General features: G+C 54.9%; 19 protein-coding genes and 2 rRNA genes. 7 read left to right on the forward strand and 14 right to left on the reverse strand.

All coding sequences use genetic code 11. From position 1 onward, the window contains the following. Window positions 1-115: 115 nt before the first annotated feature. The 3 genes from H616_RS0102785 to lptF are packed head-to-tail and all read right to left on the reverse strand — an operon-like array spanning window position 116 to window position 2,758. Window positions 116-586 carry an RDD family protein gene (locus H616_RS0102785; protein ID WP_027965995.1) on the reverse strand — a complete coding sequence of 157 codons (471 nt, stop codon included), beginning with the start codon at window positions 584-586 and terminating at the stop codon, window positions 116-118. 25 nt (window positions 587-611) lie between these two features. Continuing rightward, window positions 612-1,676, reverse strand: coding sequence for an LPS export ABC transporter permease LptG (lptG, locus tag H616_RS0102790; protein WP_027965996.1), 1,065 nt, complete (start codon window positions 1,674-1,676; stop codon window positions 612-614). Next, a complete protein-coding gene (gene lptF, locus H616_RS0102795; protein ID WP_027965997.1) occupies window positions 1,676-2,758 on the reverse strand; it encodes an LPS export ABC transporter permease LptF in 1,083 nt (360 codons plus the stop codon). The genes lptG and lptF overlap by 1 nt, the downstream gene beginning before the upstream one ends. Window positions 2,759-2,877: 119 nt before the next feature. On the opposite strand from lptF, the gene H616_RS0102800 reads away from it, so the two are divergent. From H616_RS0102800 to H616_RS0102815, 4 genes are all read left to right on the forward strand, one after another. Then, on the forward strand, window positions 2,878-4,398 hold the full coding sequence (locus tag H616_RS0102800; RefSeq protein WP_027965998.1) for a leucyl aminopeptidase: 1,521 nt from the start codon (window positions 2,878-2,880) through the stop codon (window positions 4,396-4,398). A gap of 152 nt (window positions 4,399-4,550) precedes the next feature. Beyond that, entirely contained in the window at window positions 4,551-5,645 is a 1,095-nt protein-coding gene (locus H616_RS0102805) for a branched-chain amino acid aminotransferase (RefSeq protein ID WP_027965999.1), read from the forward strand. A gap of 120 nt (window positions 5,646-5,765) precedes the next feature. Beyond that, window positions 5,766-6,212 (forward strand): DNA polymerase III subunit chi, encoded by a 447-nt coding sequence (locus H616_RS0102810; protein ID WP_027966000.1) that lies wholly within the window; start codon window positions 5,766-5,768, stop codon window positions 6,210-6,212. Between the two features lie 143 nt (window positions 6,213-6,355). Continuing rightward, complete coding sequence (locus H616_RS0102815) at window positions 6,356-9,334, forward strand: valine--tRNA ligase (RefSeq protein ID WP_027966001.1); 2,979 nt, start codon at window positions 6,356-6,358, stop codon at window positions 9,332-9,334. Window positions 9,335-9,412: 78 nt separating this feature from the next. Here the strand turns inward: H616_RS0102815 and H616_RS0102820 are convergent, their stop codons facing one another. Further along, window positions 9,413-9,871 (reverse strand): META domain-containing protein, encoded by a 459-nt coding sequence (locus H616_RS0102820; protein ID WP_035572400.1) that lies wholly within the window; start codon window positions 9,869-9,871, stop codon window positions 9,413-9,415. Window positions 9,872-9,994: 123 nt separating this feature from the next. Continuing rightward, on the reverse strand, window positions 9,995-10,435 hold the full coding sequence (locus tag H616_RS0102825) for a VOC family protein (protein WP_027966003.1): 441 nt from the start codon (window positions 10,433-10,435) through the stop codon (window positions 9,995-9,997). 111 nt (window positions 10,436-10,546) lie between these two features. On the opposite strand from H616_RS0102825, the gene H616_RS0102830 reads away from it, so the two are divergent. Continuing rightward, the gene (locus H616_RS0102830) at window positions 10,547-11,098 is read left to right on the forward strand and encodes a DNA-3-methyladenine glycosylase I (protein ID WP_027966004.1); all 552 of its coding nucleotides are present in this window, start codon (window positions 10,547-10,549) and stop codon (window positions 11,096-11,098) included. Window positions 11,099-11,147: 49 nt separating this feature from the next. On the opposite strand, the gene H616_RS0102835 is transcribed toward H616_RS0102830, so the two are convergent. Then, window positions 11,148-11,345, reverse strand: coding sequence for a CPXCG motif-containing cysteine-rich protein (locus tag H616_RS0102835; protein WP_027966005.1), 198 nt, complete (start codon window positions 11,343-11,345; stop codon window positions 11,148-11,150). A gap of 7 nt (window positions 11,346-11,352) precedes the next feature. Then, window positions 11,353-12,123 carry a COG3650 family protein gene (locus H616_RS0102840; RefSeq protein ID WP_027966006.1) on the reverse strand — a complete coding sequence of 257 codons (771 nt, stop codon included), beginning with the start codon at window positions 12,121-12,123 and terminating at the stop codon, window positions 11,353-11,355. A 257-nt stretch (window positions 12,124-12,380) separates the two neighbouring features. Here H616_RS0102840 and H616_RS0102845 point away from each other — a divergent pair, with 257 nt between their 5' ends. Further along, entirely contained in the window at window positions 12,381-13,295 is a 915-nt protein-coding gene (locus H616_RS0102845; protein WP_027966007.1) for a LysR family transcriptional regulator, read from the forward strand. A 10-nt stretch (window positions 13,296-13,305) separates the two neighbouring features. Here H616_RS0102845 and mnmH read toward each other — a convergent pair whose 3' ends face one another. The 5 genes from mnmH to H616_RS0102870 all read right to left on the reverse strand — a co-directional run bounded on the left by mnmH (window position 13,306) and on the right by H616_RS0102870 (window position 18,543). After that, window positions 13,306-14,397 carry a tRNA 2-selenouridine(34) synthase MnmH gene (gene mnmH, locus H616_RS0102850; protein ID WP_027966008.1) on the reverse strand — a complete coding sequence of 364 codons (1,092 nt, stop codon included), beginning with the start codon at window positions 14,395-14,397 and terminating at the stop codon, window positions 13,306-13,308. Continuing rightward, window positions 14,394-15,431, reverse strand: a complete 1,038-nt coding sequence (gene selD, locus H616_RS0102855; protein WP_027966009.1) for a selenide, water dikinase SelD — start codon at window positions 15,429-15,431, stop codon at window positions 14,394-14,396. The genes mnmH and selD overlap by 4 nt, the downstream gene beginning before the upstream one ends. A 73-nt stretch (window positions 15,432-15,504) precedes the next feature. Beyond that, window positions 15,505-16,878 (reverse strand): DNA repair protein RadA, encoded by a 1,374-nt coding sequence (gene radA, locus H616_RS0102860; RefSeq protein ID WP_027966010.1) that lies wholly within the window; start codon window positions 16,876-16,878, stop codon window positions 15,505-15,507. A 92-nt stretch (window positions 16,879-16,970) separates the two neighbouring features. Then, window positions 16,971-17,414 carry a copper resistance protein NlpE N-terminal domain-containing protein gene (locus H616_RS0102865; RefSeq protein WP_027966011.1) on the reverse strand — a complete coding sequence of 148 codons (444 nt, stop codon included), beginning with the start codon at window positions 17,412-17,414 and terminating at the stop codon, window positions 16,971-16,973. Between the two features lie 244 nt (window positions 17,415-17,658). Further along, complete coding sequence (locus H616_RS0102870; RefSeq protein ID WP_027966012.1) at window positions 17,659-18,543, reverse strand: AEC family transporter; 885 nt, start codon at window positions 18,541-18,543, stop codon at window positions 17,659-17,661. A 121-nt stretch (window positions 18,544-18,664) separates the two neighbouring features. Between H616_RS0102870 and hisC the strand changes: the two genes are divergently transcribed. Continuing rightward, window positions 18,665-19,720: a histidinol-phosphate transaminase gene (gene hisC / locus H616_RS0102875; RefSeq protein ID WP_027966013.1), complete on the forward strand. Its 1,056-nt coding sequence runs from the start codon at window positions 18,665-18,667 to the stop codon at window positions 19,718-19,720. A gap of 164 nt (window positions 19,721-19,884) precedes the next feature. Here the strand turns inward: hisC and rrf are convergent. Beyond that, a 5S ribosomal RNA gene (gene rrf / locus H616_RS0102880) occupies window positions 19,885-20,000 on the reverse strand. A gap of 104 nt (window positions 20,001-20,104) precedes the next feature. Then, window positions 20,105-20,223 (reverse strand): 23S ribosomal RNA (locus H616_RS0102885); the annotation flags it as partial.

Genomic DNA, 20,223 nt, shown 5'->3' on the forward strand with positions numbered 1-20,223 from the left:
CAGTCTCCTCGACGTCGAAATGCTGCCATTATGGGCGCAGATCATGCACCTTACCAAGATTTCCGCTCGGGGCCAGCAATAAAGCACCGCAAGCACTACCAGCCTAACCGGAAAATCAGCCTTTGGGCACCACCACTACTTGTGTACCCGACGCTAAATCAGCCCAGCTTCTTCGCTCTCCATCAAACAATAACCACCAATGCCCCAAACCCAAGGGCACAAAAGACAATGTCCCGACTAAAAAGCGCAACAGTGCCTGAGTCAGCGTAATCGAACAACAGTCACGCGTCTGTACACGCAAGCGCCACGCTTGCATGCCCAGCGTCATACCCCCACGTCGCCAGAAAAAGGCAAAGAAAGCAAACGCCGATACTGCCATCAAAGCACGTAGACTCAGTACCTGAGCCACCCCCAAGCCGATCTGGTCGGCAGGAATATGCAGCAGTAGTCGGCTAACGGCGACATGCGCTGCGCCCACGGCAATCCAGATAGCTAACAGCAACAGGCCATCGTAGAGCATGGCACCCAACCGCCGACCAAGACCCGCCGACCAAACGTCATCACACTGTTCAAAGCGTCTCTGCACCCTTCCCTCCAGCAAACTCAAAGCATCACCCACTACGGCGCAGCATATAAAGTCCTGCAGCAGCACAGACCAGCGCCGGAGCCAGTACGGCAAAAACCGGTGAAAAACCAAACAAGGTCGACGCTGGTGCCAGCAGGTCCTGCAGATACTTGAAGACCAGACCAGTAATAACGCCATAAAAAACACGCGTGCCCGCCGCCACGCTTCTCAGCGGGCCGAAAACAAAAGATGCCGCAACTAACACCAGTGACGCCATCGTCAGCGGCATTAGCATCTTCTGCCAAAAATACAATAATGGCTGAGTCGCTGACTGCCCTTGAGACTCAAGAAATTGAGCATGAGCCCATAGTTCACTGGGCGCCTGAATAGCCAAACGGCGCAACAGGCGATCAAGCTCAACCGGTGTCAGCTGTGTTTCCCACGGCATTTGCTCCACTCGAGTCGCTATACTGCGGCCGTCTTCAAAGCGAGTAATGGCAACATTCTCTAGCACCCAGCCGCCATCAAGCCAACTGGCACGCTGCGCACTCATTGCCTCTTTCAATTCGCGTCCATCAAAACGATAACGCGTTAGGTCCAGCACCACGTCATCAGCACGAATGGCACCAAAGCGATAGTACGTATCGCCATCACGCTGCCAGCCACCACTTTCGGTCAGCAGCGCGCCTTCGCCCTGCATTTTTTCCAAGCGCCAAGCGGTTGCGTACTGCTCCGTCACTGGGTTGATATATTCCGCCACAATCAATACAACCACGACCACCAGAATAATCGGCTTCATCACCCCCCACAGAATGCGGGTCAGTGATCGCCCTGCAGCACGCATCACCGTTAGCTCATTACTGGATGCCATACTGCCCAGACCGATCAGAGCACCAATCAGCACCGCTACCGGCGCATACTGATAAAAGCGCCATGGCAAGCGCATGCACAGATACATCAATACTTGAAGCGCGCCATAATCTCCCTTCACGTCACTCAGGTCATTAATGTAACTGATCGTCATATCCAGCCCGAGCAGCACACACTGAACAACAATAATAGCGCCCAGAACATGGCGAGCTATATAACGGTCCAGCCGGTCCGCGATCATCATCCGCTCATCCCCCGGCGCTGGTCACGCCACAGTAGACCAAGCCCCAGGGCCAAAAAGACGCCATGAATCGGCCACATACCAACAGCAACGGGCCAACTGCCACTACCAATCGCATCAAGTGTCGCCAACAACAAACTCAGATATGCCACATAAAGAAATACGGCAGGCAACAGCTTGGCAAAACGCCCTTGCCGAGGATTTACCTTTGATAACGGCATGGCCATTACCGTCAGAACCACTACCATGAGAGGTAAGCTCAGCCGCCATTGCAGCTGAGCCTGGAAGGCTGGCTGCGAAGAAGTGAGTAGTCTATCGGTCGTCGCATACTCAGCAATGGCCAAATCTGGGTCAAGAATAGTGCCTGTCAGGCGCACTGCGTAGCTGTCAAACACCAAACGTTCAGCCTGATTCTGCCCCGGCTCAATGCTAAAGCGTTCACCATCACCCAACACGAGAAAGCGCGTCCCCGCGGCATCGTCGGTTACTTGATAGCCACTCGCCGCGCGCGTCACCATGGTTTCAGGAGAGCCGTCACTGCGGCGCTGTCGCTCACTGATAAACACCTCCTCCATAAGCGCATCATTTTCATCTAACGCCTCAATATAGACAGTTCGTCCATCGCCAAAATCCTGGAAACGTCCTGGTGTTAATGAGCTAAAATCAAGCCGGCCTCGCTGCTCTTCAATAAGAAGCTCATTGTGCAGCGCTCCCGCTGGTGTCAACCACAGGCTACACAAGCCCACCAGCACCACCACAATAACAGACGACACCATACTGACCTGTAGCAACTTAACCGGACTAGTCCCGCAGGCAACCAGCACCGTAATTTCGCTGTTCAGATACAGTTGCCCATAAGCCAGAAGAATGCCCAGAAAAAAGGCTAAAGGCAGGATGAGTTCAAGAAAACCTGGCAAATGATAGAGCATCAAATTGCCAAGAATACTGACCGGAATATCCCCCTCCGCCGCACTGGAAAAATAGCGGATGAAGCGACTTCCCATAATGACCAATAGCAGTACACCAGCCACAGCGGCCATGGTCTGGAGGATTTCACGCGTAAGATAGCGAAACAGAATCATGATTACCTCTCTGACCGACCAACTTCCATGCAATGACGCTTGGCCTTGGGTACACTGAAACGACTCGATGATGCGTGGCATTATCCTGAATCCTACATCGCTTGTCTTGTGGAGAGCCCATGGAATTCCCCGTCCAAACGGTTAACCCTGTTCGGGTTGAGACCGACTGCCTGTTAGTACCTGTATTCAAGAATAGCGAGCTGCTGCCCGGCGCAGCCAAGCTTGACGATGCTAGCGAGCGCCTGATCAGCCAGCTGATCGAGCGCGGCGACTTCAATCCCACGCTGGGAAATGTTCAGTTGGTGCCCTTTGCCCCAGGTCTGAATACAGACCGACTCCTGCTGGTTGGCTTGGGTGCAAAAGACACGTTTCAAGAAAGTGCCTTTCGCAGCGCCGTTGATGCGGGCTTGAAAGCGCTAACCCAGCTTTCCATTGACGCCGCCGCCGTCACCTTTACCGACGTCCCCGTTGGTGACCGCGACTGTGGCTGGAAAGCCCGCATGGTCGCTGAAGCAACTCACCGCGCACTTTACCGCTTCAACGACTTCAAGTCGGAACCCGCTCCCACACCGCGACTAGAAAGCGTGACCCTGCTGATCAGCGAAAGCGACAGCGCGGAAGCCACAAAAGCAGGGGCTGCCACCGGCGACGCCATTGGCGCTGGCGCCAACCTGACGCGCACCTTAGGCAACCTGCCAGGCAACATTTGCACGCCACGCTACTTGGCCGGCAAAGCAGAAGAACTGGCTGCTAGCTCAGATGGCCGACTCATTGCCGACATTCTTGATGAAGAGGCGCTTGAGACGTTAGGTGCTCACTCCCTGCTTAGCGTTGGCCATGGCAGCGATGAGCCATCACGGCTGATCGTCATGAAGTACCAAGGCGCCGATGACCCTGATGAAGCACCACATGTCCTAGTCGGCAAAGGCATTACCTTTGACAGCGGCGGTATCTCGCTCAAGCCTGGCGAAGGCATGGACGAAATGAAGTTCGACATGTGTGGCGCAGCCAGTGTGTTCGGCACCGTCAGCGCGGTATTAGCCCTCAAACCCAAGATCAACCTGGTTGCGATTGTCGCCAGCGCCGAAAACATGCCCAGCGGGCATGCCACAAAACCGGGTGATATCATCAAAACCCTCAAAGGCCTGAGTGTTGAGGTGCTTAACACTGATGCCGAAGGCCGTTTGGTGCTGTGCGATGCACTAACCTATGCCGAACGTTTCAACCCCGCTAGTGTCGTTGATATCGCCACCCTGACCGGCGCTGTGATTATTGCGTTGGGACACCACGCTACCGGCCTGATGTCCAACAACGATGATCTGGCACTAAATCTGCAGGAAGCCGGTGAAACCTCGTGGGACCGCGTTTGGCAACTGCCGCTTTGGGACGAGTATCAAGAGCAACTGAGCTCCAACTTTGCCGACATTGCCAACATTGGCGGTCGCCCCGCAGGCACCGTGACTGCGGGTTGTTTCTTGTCACGCTTCACCGAAAGCTATCCTTGGGCACACTTGGATATCGCCGGTACCGCTTGGCATTCCGGCAAACAGAAAGGTGCCAGCGGGCGTCCTGTTAGCCTGCTCACACAATATTTGTTGGATCGTGAAGCTGACCGCCAAGGTGAAAACACCAACACCTAATTACGCCGTATTAACACCGCGAGAGCAGTAACCCTCGCGGTGTTGGCTTCACTTCATTTAGTATTCAATAAACGCCGGATTTTGGCACTACCCTCCGGCTTCGAGTCATCGCCCCGTTTATCACCAGCGGGGCCCAGCGGAGATCACGAGTCGTGTCTACCGAACACTTTAGCGTGCAGCCCTCAATCCAGCCGCTGGCCGACAACCTGCGTGACGATATTCTCGCCAACCCTGGTTTCGGCCGCCATTTTACTGACCACATGGCTCATATACGCTGGACTAGCAGCGCCGACTGGCATGGCCATGAAGTACGCCCTTACGGTCCTTTGCAGCTCGACCCTTCGGCCGCCGTTTTGCATTACGGCCAAGAAATCTTCGAGGGGATCAAAGCATACCGCCATGCTGATGGTTCTATTTGGACCTTCCGCCCTGAGAAAAATGCTGAACGCTTCCGTCGTAGCGCCCGTCGCTTAGCGCTTCCCGAGCTGTCAGACGACAACTTTCTCAACAGCGTCAAAACATTGGTTAGCCAAGATGCCCACTGGGTACCGACGCCTGACAGCGAGGCTGACGAATCCAGCTTATATCTGCGCCCCTTTATGATCGCCAGCGAAGCCTTCCTTGGCGTGCGCCCGGCTCAGGAAGTCGACTACTACGTTATTGCTTGCCCTGTGGCAGCCTATTTCAAAGGCGGCGTAAAACCTGTTTCCATTTGGCTGTCGTCACATTACAAACGCGCCGCTCCCGGCGGCACCGGCTTTGCCAAATGCGGTGGCAACTATGCAGCCTCACTACTGGCCCAGCAGGAAGCTAGCGATAACAACTGCGATCAGGTCGCCTTTCTAGATGCTGCCGAAAATACTTGGGTCGAAGAACTTGGCGGCATGAACCTGTTTTTCGTTTTCAAGGATGGGCGAATCGTCACTCCGCGTCTAACCGACACCATCCTTGAAGGCGTAACCCGCGATTCCATGCTACAACTCGCCAGAGACGAAGGCCTGACACCAGAAGAGCGTGCCATCAGCATTAACGAGTGGCGCGACGGCATAGCCTCGGGTGAGATCACCGAAGTCTTCGCCTGCGGTACCGCCGCCGTAGTAACACCGATTGGCCAACTGGTTAGTGAAAACGGCACGATTGAACACCCCGAGGGTAACGCTGTAGCGACCAAGCTGCGTAAGCGCCTGCTCGATATCCAATATGGCCGCGCCAAAGACACCCACGGCTGGATGACACAACTGGTTTAACGTGACTCACCGCAACACGCCAAAGCAGGCTGTAGAGTGGAATTTTCCTCCTCACGACAGCCTGCTTCGACACTTGCGGCGCCGACAACGTCGCCGCCCCAGGCAGCCCAACGAGACCTCATGACCCGCATTGATTTCTACATCTTGCCGGACACCACCCTAGACGCCCGCCTAGACTTCGCCTGCAAGCTAGCCGAAACCATCGTCAACAAAGGCTACCGTTTACATATTCATGCCCAAGATGATGCCATGGCCAGTGCAATCGACGATCATCTATGGGTGTTCCGGCCAGATGCGTACCTGCCCCACGCATTACTGGGCAGCGAACAGGCTGACAACGTAGCGATAACCATTGGCCACCAGGCACCGCCTGTCACTGATCACTCAGCGCCGCTCGCTATGCTCAACCTGCACAGCGATATTCCTGAATGGTTCTCACGTTTCGAGCGCGTCGCTGAAATCATCAACCAACACCAAGACGTACTCACCACCAAGCGTAAGTGCTGGCAGGTTTACAAAGAGCGCGGCTATCCCGTTACGGCACATCAGCTAGGTGGCAAACCGTAAGCCACCATGACGCCAGCTACTGTAGCGGGCTATAATTACCCCCATTTCTCACCGTCCGCACGGCCACTGGCATGCAATCAATATCTGCCTGCCTTGAGCCCTTAGGCGGTCAACTTTTGTCTTCGCTGGATCCCGGAATCATCATGGAAAAGACTTACCAACCTGAGCAGATCGAATCCCGCTGGTATCAGCGCTGGGAAGCGGACAACCGCTTCGCCCCCTCCGGCCACGGCGCGCCCTTTACCATTATGATTCCGCCGCCAAACGTCACCGGCAGCCTACACATGGGTCACGCGTTCCAAGATACCATTATGGATACACTGACTCGCTGGCGGCGGATGCAGGGCCGTAACACCTTATGGCAAGTCGGCACCGATCACGCCGGCATCGCCACCCAGATGCTGGTAGAGCGCAAACTAGCTACCGAAGAGGGCAAAAGCCGTCACGATTTAGGCCGTAATGACTTCATCGACAAAGTCTGGGAGTGGAAAAACGAATCCGGAGGACAGATCACCCAGCAGTTACGCCGCATGGGCACCAGCCTCGACTGGAGCCGCGAACGCTTCACCATGGATGACGGCTTCTACAAGGCCGTACAAGACGTGTTTGTACGACTTCATGAAGAAAAACTAATTTACAGGGGTAAGCGGCTGGTCAACTGGGACCCCGAACTGAATACCGCCATTTCCGACCTCGAAGTCGAAAACGTCGAAGTCGATGGCCACATGTGGCACTTCAAATATCCACTGGCGGGCGGTGAGACCTACGAATACATCGAAAAGAACAGCGACGGCGACGTCATTCTGAGAGAAACCCGCGACTACATCTCCATCGCCACCACTCGGCCCGAAACCATGCTGGGCGATGGTGCAGTGGCTGTCCATCCGTCAGATGAACGTTACGCACCGCTAGTTGGCAAGCTATGCGAGATTCCAGTTGGCCCCAAAGAACACCGACGCCTGATTCCGATTATTACCGACGAATATCCAGACCCCACTTTCGGCTCAGGTGCCGTCAAAATTACCGGAGCGCACGATTTCAACGATTATGCCGTCGCTCAGCGTAATAATATTCCGCTGTATAACCTGATGGACCGCAAAGCCAGAATGCGTACCGACGGGTTGTCCTATGAAGCCAGTGCCGAACTGGCTAGCCGCGCAGCCAAAGGTGAAAACATTGGCGATGTAGCGGCGGTAAACCTGGTTCCCGAACCACTGCGAGGACTGGACCGCTTCGCAGCGCGTCAGCAGGTCATTGAGGCCATCACCGAAGAAGGGCTTGCGGTAACCCGCCGTAACGAAGACGGCGTTGAACGCCCGCTGGTTGAAAACAAGAAAATTATGCAGCCGTTTGGCGATCGCTCTCACGTCGTCATCGAACCCTATCTCACCGATCAGTGGTTTGTCGCAGTCGATGAATTGGCCAAACCCGCAATTGCCGCCGTAGAAAATGGCGATATCGAGTTCGTGCCCAAAAACTACGAAAACATGTACTTCTCTTGGATGCGCGATCTGCAAGACTGGTGCATTTCGCGCCAGCTATGGTGGGGCCACCGTATTCCGGCTTGGTACGACGCTGACGGCAATGTCTATGTGGCGCGCAACGAGCAGGAAGCGCGAGAGAAGCATAACCTGCCCGCCGACCTGGCCCTGACGCAAGACGAAGACGTACTCGACACGTGGTTTAGCTCCGGCCTGTGGACCTTTGCCACCTTAGGCTGGCCCGAGCAAACACCAGAACTGGCCACGTTCCACCCGACCAGCGTGCTGGTTACCGGCTTCGACATCATTTTCTTCTGGGTCGCGCGAATGATCATGCTGACCCTTAAGTTTACCGGCGACGTGCCGTTCAAAAAGGTCTATGTACATGGCTTGGTACGCGACGGCCAAGGCAACAAGATGTCCAAGTCCAAGGGCAACGTACTGGACCCCATCGATCTGATCGACGGTATCTCGTTAGACGAGCTGATGGAAAAGCGCACCGGCAATATGATGCAGCCGCAAAAGGCCAAAGCCATCAGTAACGCCACGCGCAGTGAATTTCCAGAAGGCATCGAAGCGCACGGCACCGACGCCCTGCGCTACACTTTCCTTTCCCAAGCCACCACCGGACGCGACATCAAGTTCGATATGGGTCGCTTGGATGGCTACCGCAATTTCTGCAACAAGCTGTGGAATGCCTCGCGCTATGTGCTGATGAACGCCGATGGCGAAGACACTGGCCTCGCGCCTGACGCACCGGTTGAATTATCACTGGCTGATCGCTGGATCATTTCTCGCCTACAGCAAACCGAAGCCCAAGTAACGAGCGCGTTAGAAGAATTCCGCTTTGATCACGCCTCACAGGCGCTGTATGACTTCGTGTGGAACGAGTATTGCGATTGGTATCTGGAACTTTCCAAACCAGTACTCTGGGACGAAAACGCCTCAGCAGAAGCCAAGCGTGGCACCCGCCGTACGCTGGTGCGAGTGCTGGAAACCACCCTACGCCTAGCGCACCCGATGATGCCCTACCTGACAGAAGAAATCTGGCAGCGCGTGGCACCGCTGGCCGGCACCTTCAACGAAGGCACCGAAGGCTCTGGCGACTCCATCATGGTTCAGCCCTGGCCAATGGTCGACGAAAACACAGTCGATGAAACCGCCACCCATGATATCGAGTGGTTAAAAGGCGTCATTATCGCGGTACGTAACATCCGCGCCGAGATGAACATCTCTCCGGGAAAACCACTAGACGTGCTGCTCACCAAGGGCGCTGACGCCGATCGCCAACGCCTTGCCGATAACCAGCGTTTTCTGGCTAAGCTAGCCAAACTCGACAGCATCAGCTGGCTGGAAAATCCAGCCGACGCCCCGCTGTCAGCAACGCAACTGGTCGGCGAAATGGAAGTACTGGTACCCATGGCCGACTTGATCGACAAAGACACCGAACTGGCTCGCCTAGCTAAAGAAATCGACAAACAGGAAAAGGTGATTAACGGCATCGAGAAAAAGCTGAGCAACGAAGGCTTTACCGCCAAAGCTCCCGCCGCCGTCGTGGAAAAGGAACGTGCCAAACTGGCTGATTCCCAAGCCTCGCACCGCCTACTGATGGAGCAACGCGAAAAAATCGCCGCGCTGTAATTCACACGGCCTCAAATCCGGTCGAAAGTAGCAACAGCGCCGCCCTCAGAGGCGGCGCTTTTTTGTGAGGATCAGAGGCTAGTTACTTTCACGCCAGCCACCCAGCACCCGCTGGTCAGGGCCGAAAAACACCAACCGATCGTGATCGATCAAGTAGCCGTAAGCACTGTTCAGCATCTCAGTCACCTGACGGGCATTTTCCATACCAGGGCATGCCATACGACCCGATGCAATATCACCAAACTCGATGTGGTGATTCTTACCCAGCGTTACGCTGGTCATGATCGGGTTGCAGCCATCAAAGCCGCTTACATCGCCATTGGGCGAAATCTCAAACCACGGCGTCGTCTCAAACGACAAGCGCTCACTGGTGCCCACCAGAAGTAACGTCCAGCGCTTACCCAGCAGCGGGCCGGAAAGGTTTTTCTGCTCAGCTGTCTGTTTTTTTGAACCTTCATCGTTGGCACAACCGACCAACAGCACCAACGCAGCGACCATTAGAAAGGGAATCATAGTTTGGCGAAGCAACAGTGGCATGGCGTACAGCTCTCCTTAGAGCAGCAAATGCGATAAAAGAACTTGATTTCGGTTCAAGCTTGCCCCAGTCATGGGTCTGAGACAATACCCAAGGTAGCGGCATACCCGCACGTAACCGGCTGATCACCAGCTACCGGCATTTTCCATCGACACCCACGGCTCTCGCGGAGCCAGTGCTTCACCGGCCTGCAGCAGCTCAATAGAGATACCATCAGGGCTTCTGACAAACGCCATATGGCCATCCCGTGGCGGACGATTGATCGTCACGCCGCCAGCCTGAAGGCGCTCGCAAGCGGCATAGATGTCAGCCACACGATAAGCCAAGTGGCCAAAATTGCGCCCGCCGGTATAGGTTTCAGGGTCCCAGTTCCAAGTTAGCTCAAGCTCAGGAGCCGAAAGCCGCACAGAGCGCTCGCTATCCGCAGGTGCCGCAAGAAATACCAGCGTAAATCGCCCCTTCTCATTGTCTTTACGGCGCACCTCCTCAAGCCCCAGCAACTCACAATAGAAATGCAAAGACGCCTCCAGATCGCTGACCCGAACCATCGTATGTAAATACTGCATAATACGCTCCCATTTGGCCTATGAAATAGATTCAGTCATCCTGACAGGCTTGGCGTTGACCTGACAAACACTCACCAACCCGCGCCAGCTAACCACCCAAGGCATTTTTTAATGAGTCATTACTGCGATACCGCGCCCGGCCACCCTCAACACGGCCCTTATCATGACCACGAATACGGCTTCCCCATTCACACCGAAAACGAGCTGTTCGAGCGATTGGCGCTGGAAATCAACCAGGCGGGGCTTTCATGGCTAACCGTATTGAAAAAACGCGGTGCCTTTCACAGCGCCTTTGACGGCTTCGAGGTTGACCGCGTGGCCGCCTATGGCGACAGCGAGCGAGAGCGTCTACTAAACAATGCCGCCATCATCCGCAATCGGCTGAAAATTAACGCCGTCATCCACAATGCCAGCGTCATACAGCAGCTTCGCGACAGCCACGGCGGATTTCACCAGTGGCTAGAGCACCACCACCCACTGCCCCATAGCGAATGGGTCAAACTGTTTCGCCGCACTTTCCGCTTTACCGGGCCGGAAATCGTCCGCGAAATGCTAATGAGTACCGGCTACCTGCCCGGCGCTCATCGCGATGACTGCCCTGTCCAGCAACGCATCATCGCCGCTGGCCCCGCCTGGGCCAGGCCCAATGGAATCTGCGAATAGTCCGTTTATCGCACCACCATGCCATATCTTTCGGGTCGCTGACAGAGGATTAAAAAATCTCATTTTCGCTGTATACCGCCACGGATAAATCGCCATCATTGTCCACCGTCACCATAAAAGTAATTGGCTGACAGCACACTTGGCAGTCTTCAATATACTCCTGCTGCACCTCCTGCGGATCAAGCAGCACTTCGCTACTTTCACCGCAGTACGGGCAGCTTATAGTTGCTTCAGTCAGCTCACTCATACCAGCCTCAGGGCGCAATCCCTTGACCGCAGCCGCGATAGGTTTGGTCATTAACCGTCAATTCAACTCTCGCTGGCCAGGGCTGGCCGCTCATGCTGTCAAAGCAGGCGCCAGCTTCAATGCGCACATCAAAAGGGCGTGCTGACTGGCCGCTGGCCAGCTCAACTCGGCCCTCGGCGTTGTCCATGGCTATCACGCGATACGGTAGAGTGATTTCCCGCTCGCCGTAGTCCAGCGACAGAAAAATCTCTGGCACGTCATTAGCCAGCGTTAGCACCCAGCTAGGCTCATTGCCTTGGGCGCGGAACATCACGCCTGGAAACTGCGCACGCGTCAGGGCATCTTGTTGAATATTACGCTCGCAGGAAAGACGGCCACGAGAGCTTTCCACCGTGGCGTCAGGCCCTTTGGCCCAGAAACTCAGATCTCCCTGTTGATAACGCTCACCGCTGGCAACCACGGCGGGATCCAGCGACCAAGCACCATGGGCCGACCACAAACGCAGCGTGTCGCCATCATTTGCCGTTACCAGCCCTTGGTCTGGCGTGCAGCGCCAGCCGGTAAACGCCTTGCCTTCACCCGGAAACAGCAACGAAGGCAGCAACGGTGCCGTTGACCCATCCGTTCCACCGTTATCCTGCTCAGCCATTGGCGGCGGTACTGGCGTGGACGCGCCCCCCGAGCTGCCAGAAGGATAGCTGGAGTGGCTGGCACAGCCTTGCAAAGTCAGCAGCAGCGCTGACGCTGAGATGACCAAAAAGCGGGTAAATTTAGGCATGGGTAAACTCCCTGTTGATTACACCCTGTCATTAAGTACTGACAAGCAGCACGGCACACGCGTGAAGCCGACACTAAATGCTGTTCGCCACCATACCAGCCGGCAGCGTCGCTGTCTGGCGGCCGGCTGGCTTACGCTCAACTGTTGCACTGACCGCCACTTGCGTTACCCGCTAACGTCTCATGTCGTCTCGCTTGTTGGCACGAATTGAATCAAACTGGGCTTTCTTTACCACAACATGAAGACTGCTCAGGATAATGCTTGAACTTCGCCACCTTCGCACGCTTGTCGCCCTGCGCGATGCCGGCTCTCTTGTTGAGGCGGCAGAACGTATCCATCTAACCCAGTCGGCACTCTCCCACCAAATTAAAGACCTGGAAGAGCGCTTAAGCAGTCCGCTATTCATTCGTAAAACACGCCCAGTAGAGTTCACCCGCGCAGGGCTGCGCTTACTCAGCCTTGCCGAGCAAATACTACCGCAAGTGCGGGTGGCTGAAAGAGATCTCGCCCGACTCGCCGACAATGAGCAGGGGCGGCTACATATGGCCATCGAATGTCACAGCTGCTTTCAGTGGCTGATGCCGTCGGTAGATCATTTTCGCGACCACTGGCCAGAAGTTGAAATCGATATTCCCAGCGGGCATCACTTTGACCCACTCAACGCGTTGGCTCGCGAACAACTAGACCTTGTCATCACTGCCGACCCGCAGTCACTGAACGGTATTCACTATGAACCGCTGTTTTGTTATCAAAACCTGTTGGCGGTATCACGCCTTCACCCGTTGGCGGAAAAAACGTTTATCCAGCCCGCTGATCTAGCCGACCAGATGTTGATTACTTACCCCGTTGAACACCAACGCCTGGATGTTTTCAGCCGCTTTCTTCATCCAGCGGGCATACAGCCAAAAGATGTGCGCACGGCCGAGTTGACGGTAATGATGATGCAGCTGGTGGCCAGTGGGCGTGGTGTTTGTGCCTTACCGAACTGGGCGCTGACGGAGTATTTAGAGCGCAACTATGTGAAGGCCATACCGCTTGGCGAACAAGGGCTTTGGGGCACGCTGTTCGCCGCGCTGCGTGAGGATCAGCGTGAAATGCCTTGGATGATTGATTTCTTGCGGACCGCACGCGAAACCTCATTCAACGTGCTGGATGGCATTCGCCCAGCATAAGGCTCTGCCTTCACTCTTGCTCCGCACTCCACTGTTGCGCAGCCGCAAGGCAGCTGTCCCAATCACCCACATGCAAGAAGTGCTTATCGTTATTTTTTTCCAGCTGGTAACGATACAAGGGGTCATAATACTCAGTAAGCAGCGGTGCCAACCACGCTTCATGAGCCTGACGGTTACCCCGCTCATGCTCACGAAAAGCCAACAGCTGCAGGCGTTGAAGCCTAGCCAACCGAGCACTTCCCAGGCGCTTACTTAAGCGGCCCAACGCTGAGGCCAGTTGCTTGCGCATCAGCGCCCAGCCTAACCAGTCTCCAAACTGGCGCTGATAGATAATCCAAAGGTCATCAATATAGTCTTTATGAATCTGGGCCAAACGCCAATCTAGCGACATCTCGACCCGCACTCTGGGTGCTTGCTCCATAGACCGCCAAAAACTGAGCGGAATGTTACAGGCACCAATCTGGCGCGATTCATCTTCCAGCACAACAGGGCCTGAGCGTTCGAGCAGCCGCAGGGCTAGCGCATGTTCAAAGTCGATTTGTGACGGACTGCTCAACGGGTGACGACCAAAAGCAGAGCCGCGGTGCCGAGCACAGGCTTCTAGATCAAGGCCATGGTTTAGCGCTTGAATCAATGGCGTTTTGGCACAGCCCGTCAGCCCGCTAATGATCAACTTAGGCTGCATGGCAGCAGTATCAATATGGCGTAACAATGCCTGACGCATGGCTTTCCAACCACCATTGATGCGCGGCCGCACGAGACCTGCTTCAGCTAACCACTGCTGGGCAATCTGTGAGCGCATTCCGCCACGGAAACAGTAAATAATCGCATCGGGGTGCTGTTGGAGCAGGCGCAGCCAAGCGCCAATACGTGCCGCGCGAATACTGCCTCTGACCAAGCGCTCACCCAGGGCAACAGCCGCCTCCTGCCCTTGCTTGGTGTAGGCAATTCCCACCTGGTGGCGTTCTTCATCGTCCATCAGCGGCAGATTGATCGCGCCAGGCAAAGCCCCCTGAGCAAACTCTACTGGCGCACGCACATCAATCAATACACGCCCTTCGCGTAGTAACCCAAGATCTGCTGCAATCAGAGGAAGGTTCACCCCACCACCTCAATGAGCGCATCACCATGCGATTCAACCATGTCACCAAAAGGTGCAAGCGCCAGGCCATACTCACGGCCAACTCGCTCAACGTCGTCACTCCAGGCCGGATCCACTGCAATCAACAAACCACCCGAGGTTTGCGGGTCACACAGCCACTGCCAGTGAACATCATCCATTTCTGGCAGCTGATGACCCAGTGCTATGCGGTTACGTTCAGTCCCACCAGGAACCGCGCCCTGCCGACGGTAGCCTTCAGCCTCAGCCAGGCGTGGCAGACGACGAAAATCAACATGCGCTGCGACACCACTCGCCTGACACACCTCAGCCAAATGACCCGCCAAGCCAAAGCCAGTCACGTCAGTCATGGCATTCACGCCTTGGATACGCGACAGCGCCACACCGATGCGGTTGCTTTCCAGCATGGTGCGCCGTGCCAGGTCTTGGTGGCCTTGCTCCAGCAGGCCGCGCTTCTCGGCGGTCGTCAAAATACCAACGCCCAACGGTTTGGTGAGATACAGCACGTCACCCTTTTTCGCGCCCTTGTTAAGCTTAAGGTGGGCCAGATCGACCAAGCCATTAACCGCCAAGCCAAAAATCGGTTCTGGAGCATCAATAGAGTGGCCACCAGCCAACGCCACGCCCAACTCACGACACACCGCCTGAGCACCCGCCATGACATCACCGGCAACGTCTGGGCTCAGCTTATCCAGCGGCCAGCCAAGAATGCCCAGCGCCATGACTGGCAAACCACCCATGGCAAAAATATCACTGATCGCATTGGTGGCAGCAATGCGGCCAAAATCGAAAGGATCATCAACGATCGGCATAAAAAAATCGGTGGTAGCAATCATACCGCGACCATCACCTAGGTCATAAACCGCGGCATCTTCACGCCCCTGATTCCCGACGATCAATTGCGCATTGGTTGCGCCAGGACCCGCTTTGGTGAGAATGCTATCGAGCACATCGGGAGCAATCTTACAGCCGCAACCTGCGCCGTGACTGTACTGGGTCAGACGAATAGTGCTCATTTCACTCTCCTTGAGTCAGTCATGTGAGTATTCTATCGCACCCGTTGGGCGTCTCGACCAGAGAGCTCCCAAGCTAGAGAGCCTCCAAGGCGTCAGCGAGCTTATCCACTGCGACAACCTCCAGACCTGGCGGCGACTGCCTCGGCGCATTTCCCCGCGGCACTATGGCTCGGGTAAATCCATGTTTAGCCGCTTCTACAATCCGCTCTTGGCCGCTAGGTACTGGGCGAATCTCACCGGATAAACCCACCTCGCCGAACACCACCAGCTCTTTGGGCAGCGGACGGTTTTGCAAGCTGGACACAACGGCCAGCAACACCGCTAAATCAGCACTGGTTTCCAATACCTTGACGCCACCGACCACGTTCAAGAAAACGTCTTGGTCACCAGTAAATAACCCACCGTGCCGATGCAATACCGCTAACAGCATGGCTAAACGGTTTTGGTCTAGCCCCACGGCAACCCGGCGTGGGTTACCCAGCGGCGAATCGTCTAACAAGGCCTGGACCTCGACCAACAGAGGGCGAGTACCTTCCCAAACCACCATCACCAAGCTACCCGGTGACAGCTCCTCACCACGCGAGAGAAAAATAGCACTGGGGTTCTTTACTTCTTTTAGGCCATGCTCAAGCATGGCAAATACACCTAGCTCGTTCACTGCACCAAAGCGGTTTTTCTGCCCACGCAACGTACGAAAGCGCGAGTCCGCATCGCCTTCCAACAGCAGCGACGCATCAATCATGTGCTCAAGCACTTTAGGGCCGGCCAAGGCACCATCCTTGGTCACATGACCGACCAGCAGTAACACGGTATGACTTTGTTTGGCGAAACGGGTCAGCGCTGCCGCTGATTCGCGCACCTGAGCCACGCCACCGGGCGCTGAAGCAATATCTTCCAGATGCGTGGTCTGAATAGAGTCGATAATCAGCACATCAGGCCGCTCTCGCTCAGCCACCGCCAGAATAATCTCGACACTGGTCTCGGCCAGCATTTTCAACCCCTGGGTCGCTAGCTGTAAACGGTGCGCACGCATAGCCACTTGGGAGAGCGATTCTTCCCCAGTCACATAGATTACCGTACGCTGCTGAGCCAATTTACAGGCCACCTGCAGCAATAGAGTCGATTTACCAGCCCCAGGATGGCCACCCAGTAACACCGCAGAGCCGGGAACTAACCCGCCCCCCAGCACACGATCAAACTCATCAAACGTTGAAGACAAGCGTGGCACATCACTAAGGTCTACCCCTCCCAGGTCAACAACCTCACGCGACAGCGCCCCCGCATAACCGCTGCGCTCACTAGTGGCGGCCCCCGCACCAGGACGCGCAGGAGACAGACGAATCTCGCTCAGGGTGTTCCATTCTTGGCAACTCGTACACTGTCCCTGCCATTTACGGAACTCACTACCGCACTCCGTACAGACAAAGGCACTTTTTGCTTTGGCCATCCGTTATCGACTCCCTGCCTATGCGGTGGTTGATCGTTCACAAACAAAGGGGCGGCCAATGGCCGCCCCTTTTGATTTGCCAAACGCCGAGCTTATTGGCGATTGAGGCGCAGCATTTCATTATTTTCAAAACGACGGCGCTGAGGATCAATCAGCTCCAGCGCCTGAGGGCCCAGCTTCAAGAAGTAATAAGTCTGGCCCTCGCCGTTGGGAACCAGCTCATAAACTGTTGCACTCGGATCTTCAGCAGACCCATTAAGAACCGTCCAGTTACCGCTATAATTTTCAACCGGTGGGTTTTCTGGGTGAGCTCGGTACGCTGCTCTCAGCTTGAATGTGCGGCCATCAGAGGTAGTCACCTCTTCGCCAACAAGTGTCACACCAATATCAATACCATCACAGTTACGGCACGGCAATGTCCCTTGATACGTCGTGCCGGTCACTGTCACGTCTTGTGTGGTCTCGGTGGGTCCGCTGGCACAACCAGCCAGCAGTGCGAGCATGGCAGAACCTGCCAGCAACGTCCTGATTTGCATCTTCGTTCTCCTAACAAAAGTGTCAGATACCGCAACGGCGGTAACTTGGTTCACAGCATAACGACAAGTTGCGCTGACTGACAGTACAGAAACCTGCCCCTGAGACGCACAAACCAACCACTTCATCCTAAGCCACTGGCCTATGTCGTCAAGATAAACCACGCCACTGGGGTGACTACACTGACCTTCCGCGCGCCTATCTCGTGCGTGATAATAACAATAATACGCATCGACAAACACTCAATCAGCCTTGGTAACTAAACACCAGCCATAACACTAGCGGCATGACCACCAAGCTCCCCAGGTTCCCGATCAGCACTAGTGATGCCACACGGTGTGGCTCCTGCTGATACTGCTCAGCCACTAGATAATTCAGTACTGCTGGAGGTAAGGCGGCAAAGACCCACAGCGCAGCAATAGATATGGCATCAAGATCCAACAACAGCACCATTGGCACTGCCAGTACTACCCCGGACAGCGGACACAGTACCGCCCCGAGTAAACCTGTCCGCCAGTCGCTGAAATCGATATCCAGCATACGAACACCCAGCGCAAACACCATTAATGGAATGCTTATCTCACCCAGCATATTCATTGCCTCTAACAACCACACTGGCAATGAGAGCCCACTAATATTAACCGCAAGTCCTACTATGCTGGCCGACACAATCGGAATGCGCAATAAACGCCACAACGGTGTACCGGGAGACAACATCCACAGCCCGACCGAAAAATGCAGCACCATTTCTACGATAAATACGACCACTGCAGCCGGCAGCGCCGCCTCACCAAACGCCAGAACAATCAGCGGGATGCCCATGTTGCCAGAGTTATTAAACATCATGGGGGGCAGAAAGGTTTTTACATCCTGCTTCAACCAGCGGGCAATCGGCCATAACAGCAAACCAGACCCTAGAACAATAACCGCTGCAGCCATGGCTAGCCCGCCATAATCAACCAAAGGAACATCTCGGTCAGCCATCACTGAGAACACTAGCAGAGGCACAAACAGCTCCATATTCAAGGTGTTTAGGCCTTGAATATCAGGCGTGCGAAACCGGCCATAGGCAGCGCCACTGCCAGCAATCAGAAAAACCGGCAGCAGTGTCGCAGCAATTTGAGCGATCATGCCTGTAACTCCTTGGTGTGGGCGAATAAACAAACCAACTAGCCTAGCATGCCTGCACCTTGCGCAGGCACCGTTCACAGGTCAACATGAAGCAAAGATTCACTGATCAAGCGAGAAGAGTATGAGTAGGTTCTGGAGTCCCAACGTTCATTCGCTAACACCCTATGTGCCAGGCGAACAACCACGAGAACAACTGATTAAGCTTAACACCAACGAAAACCCCTACTCACCAGCACCAGGAGTGGGTAGCATCTTACGTGACTTTCGTACCGATCACTTGCGACTCTACCCTGACCCAAGCTCACATGAGCTGCGTGAGGCGCTGGCACGCACGTTTGGCGTCGAGGTAGAGCAGGTATTTGTTGGTAACGGATCAGATGAGGTGCTGGCATTCGCGTTTCAGGCATTTTTCTGCCACCAGCAAGCATTGCAAATGCCAGAAATCAGTTACAGCTTTTATCCGGTTTACTGCAATTTGTATGGTATTACGCGCAGCGCGCTCCCATTAGACGCACAGTGGCGTATCGACCTGGATGCTTTTTCTAACGATGCTGGTGGCGTTGTTTTCGCTAACCCTAATGCGCCAAGTGGTCATGGTCATACACGCAAGGATATTAACACCTTACTTGAGCGTATCCGTGATACCGTTGTGCTGGTTGACGAAGCCTACGTCGACTTCGGTGGTGAAAGCGTCATACCGCTAGTAGCTGAGCATGATAACCTGCTGGTAACGGGCACCTTCTCCAAATCACGCAGCTTGGCAGGAATACGCCTAGGCTATGCAGTCGGTTCCAGAGAGCTGATAGAAGGACTAGAGCGAGTCAAAAACTCATTTAACTCCTTCCCGGTGGATAGCCTCTGCTCCGCCGTCGCGATCGCGGCACTGGAAGATAAAGAACACTTTGAAGCCTGTCGCACAGCAGTGATAACCACCCGTGAAAACACTCGTCAGCGTCTTGAACAACTGGGCTTTGACGTACTACCTTCCCAGACCAACTTCTTGTTAACCAGCCACCCAAAATACGACGCAGCACAACTATTCGTCGGTTTGAGAAAGCGCGGCATACTAGTGCGCCATTTCAACACTGAGGCACTCAACAACTGGCTGCGCATTTCTATTGGCACCGATAATGAAATGAACAGTTTGATTGAAGCCCTGGAAAGCCTCTGCGCCTGACTATTACAACCTTTTCAATGACAGCTTCAATAACAACCGCATTAAGGCGCCCTAGGGCGCCTTTCTCGCTTTAATCAGCATAGAGTTATAACGTTAATTGAAAATAAAGTTTACAACATAAAAAAGCCCCGAGCGCGTTGCGCTCGGGGCTTTTTGGTATAAGTGCCTGACGATGACCTACTCTCGCATGGGGAGACCCCACACTACCATCGGCGCGGAGCGGTTTCACTACTGAGTTCGGCAAGGGATCAGGTGGTTCACGCACGCTATGGTCGTCAGGCGAAAAGGGGTAAATCATGCTGTGAGATCGTCTCAACAGGCCACTGTTGGCACTGTAGTTGCGTATCCGGCCGTGTGTCTCGTGATCAAACGGCTTGGGGTTATATGGTCAAGCCTCACGGGCAATTAGTACCGGTTAGCTCAACACCTATTGGTGCGTCCACACCCGGCCTATCAACCAGCTAGTCTTGCTGGGCCCTTCAGGAGGCTCAAGGCCTCGGGGA

The organism is Halomonas halocynthiae DSM 14573 (assembly GCF_000425725.1).
Lineage (GTDB): Bacteria > Pseudomonadota > Gammaproteobacteria > Pseudomonadales > Halomonadaceae > Halomonas > Halomonas halocynthiae.

What these genes read in the sequence shown, in the direction of transcription:
- lptG (WP_027965996.1), bottom strand. Translation starts at nt 1,676, where the DNA reads ATGATCGCGGACCGGCTGGACCGTTATATAGCTCGCCATGTTCTGGGC.
- lptF (WP_027965997.1), bottom strand. Translation starts at nt 2,758, where the DNA reads ATGATTCTGTTTCGCTATCTTACGCGTGAAATCCTCCAGACCATGGCC.
- H616_RS0102800 (WP_027965998.1), top strand. Translation starts at nt 2,878, where the DNA reads ATGGAATTCCCCGTCCAAACGGTTAACCCTGTTCGGGTTGAGACCGAC.
- H616_RS0102810 (WP_027966000.1), top strand. Translation starts at nt 5,766, where the DNA reads ATGACCCGCATTGATTTCTACATCTTGCCGGACACCACCCTAGACGCC.
- H616_RS0102815 (WP_027966001.1), top strand. Translation starts at nt 6,356, where the DNA reads ATGGAAAAGACTTACCAACCTGAGCAGATCGAATCCCGCTGGTATCAG.
- H616_RS0102820 (WP_035572400.1), bottom strand. Translation starts at nt 9,871, where the DNA reads ATGCCACTGTTGCTTCGCCAAACTATGATTCCCTTTCTAATGGTCGCT.
- H616_RS0102825 (WP_027966003.1), bottom strand. Translation starts at nt 10,435, where the DNA reads ATGCAGTATTTACATACGATGGTTCGGGTCAGCGATCTGGAGGCGTCT.
- H616_RS0102830 (WP_027966004.1), top strand. Translation starts at nt 10,547, where the DNA reads ATGAGTCATTACTGCGATACCGCGCCCGGCCACCCTCAACACGGCCCT.
- H616_RS0102835 (WP_027966005.1), bottom strand. Translation starts at nt 11,345, where the DNA reads ATGAGTGAGCTGACTGAAGCAACTATAAGCTGCCCGTACTGCGGTGAA.
- H616_RS0102840 (WP_027966006.1), bottom strand. Translation starts at nt 12,123, where the DNA reads ATGCCTAAATTTACCCGCTTTTTGGTCATCTCAGCGTCAGCGCTGCTG.
- H616_RS0102845 (WP_027966007.1), top strand. Translation starts at nt 12,381, where the DNA reads ATGCTTGAACTTCGCCACCTTCGCACGCTTGTCGCCCTGCGCGATGCC.
- selD (WP_027966009.1), bottom strand. Translation starts at nt 15,431, where the DNA reads ATGAGCACTATTCGTCTGACCCAGTACAGTCACGGCGCAGGTTGCGGC.
- radA (WP_027966010.1), bottom strand. Translation starts at nt 16,878, where the DNA reads ATGGCCAAAGCAAAAAGTGCCTTTGTCTGTACGGAGTGCGGTAGTGAG.
- H616_RS0102865 (WP_027966011.1), bottom strand. Translation starts at nt 17,414, where the DNA reads ATGCAAATCAGGACGTTGCTGGCAGGTTCTGCCATGCTCGCACTGCTG.
- H616_RS0102870 (WP_027966012.1), bottom strand. Translation starts at nt 18,543, where the DNA reads ATGATCGCTCAAATTGCTGCGACACTGCTGCCGGTTTTTCTGATTGCT.
- hisC (WP_027966013.1), top strand. Translation starts at nt 18,665, where the DNA reads ATGAGTAGGTTCTGGAGTCCCAACGTTCATTCGCTAACACCCTATGTG.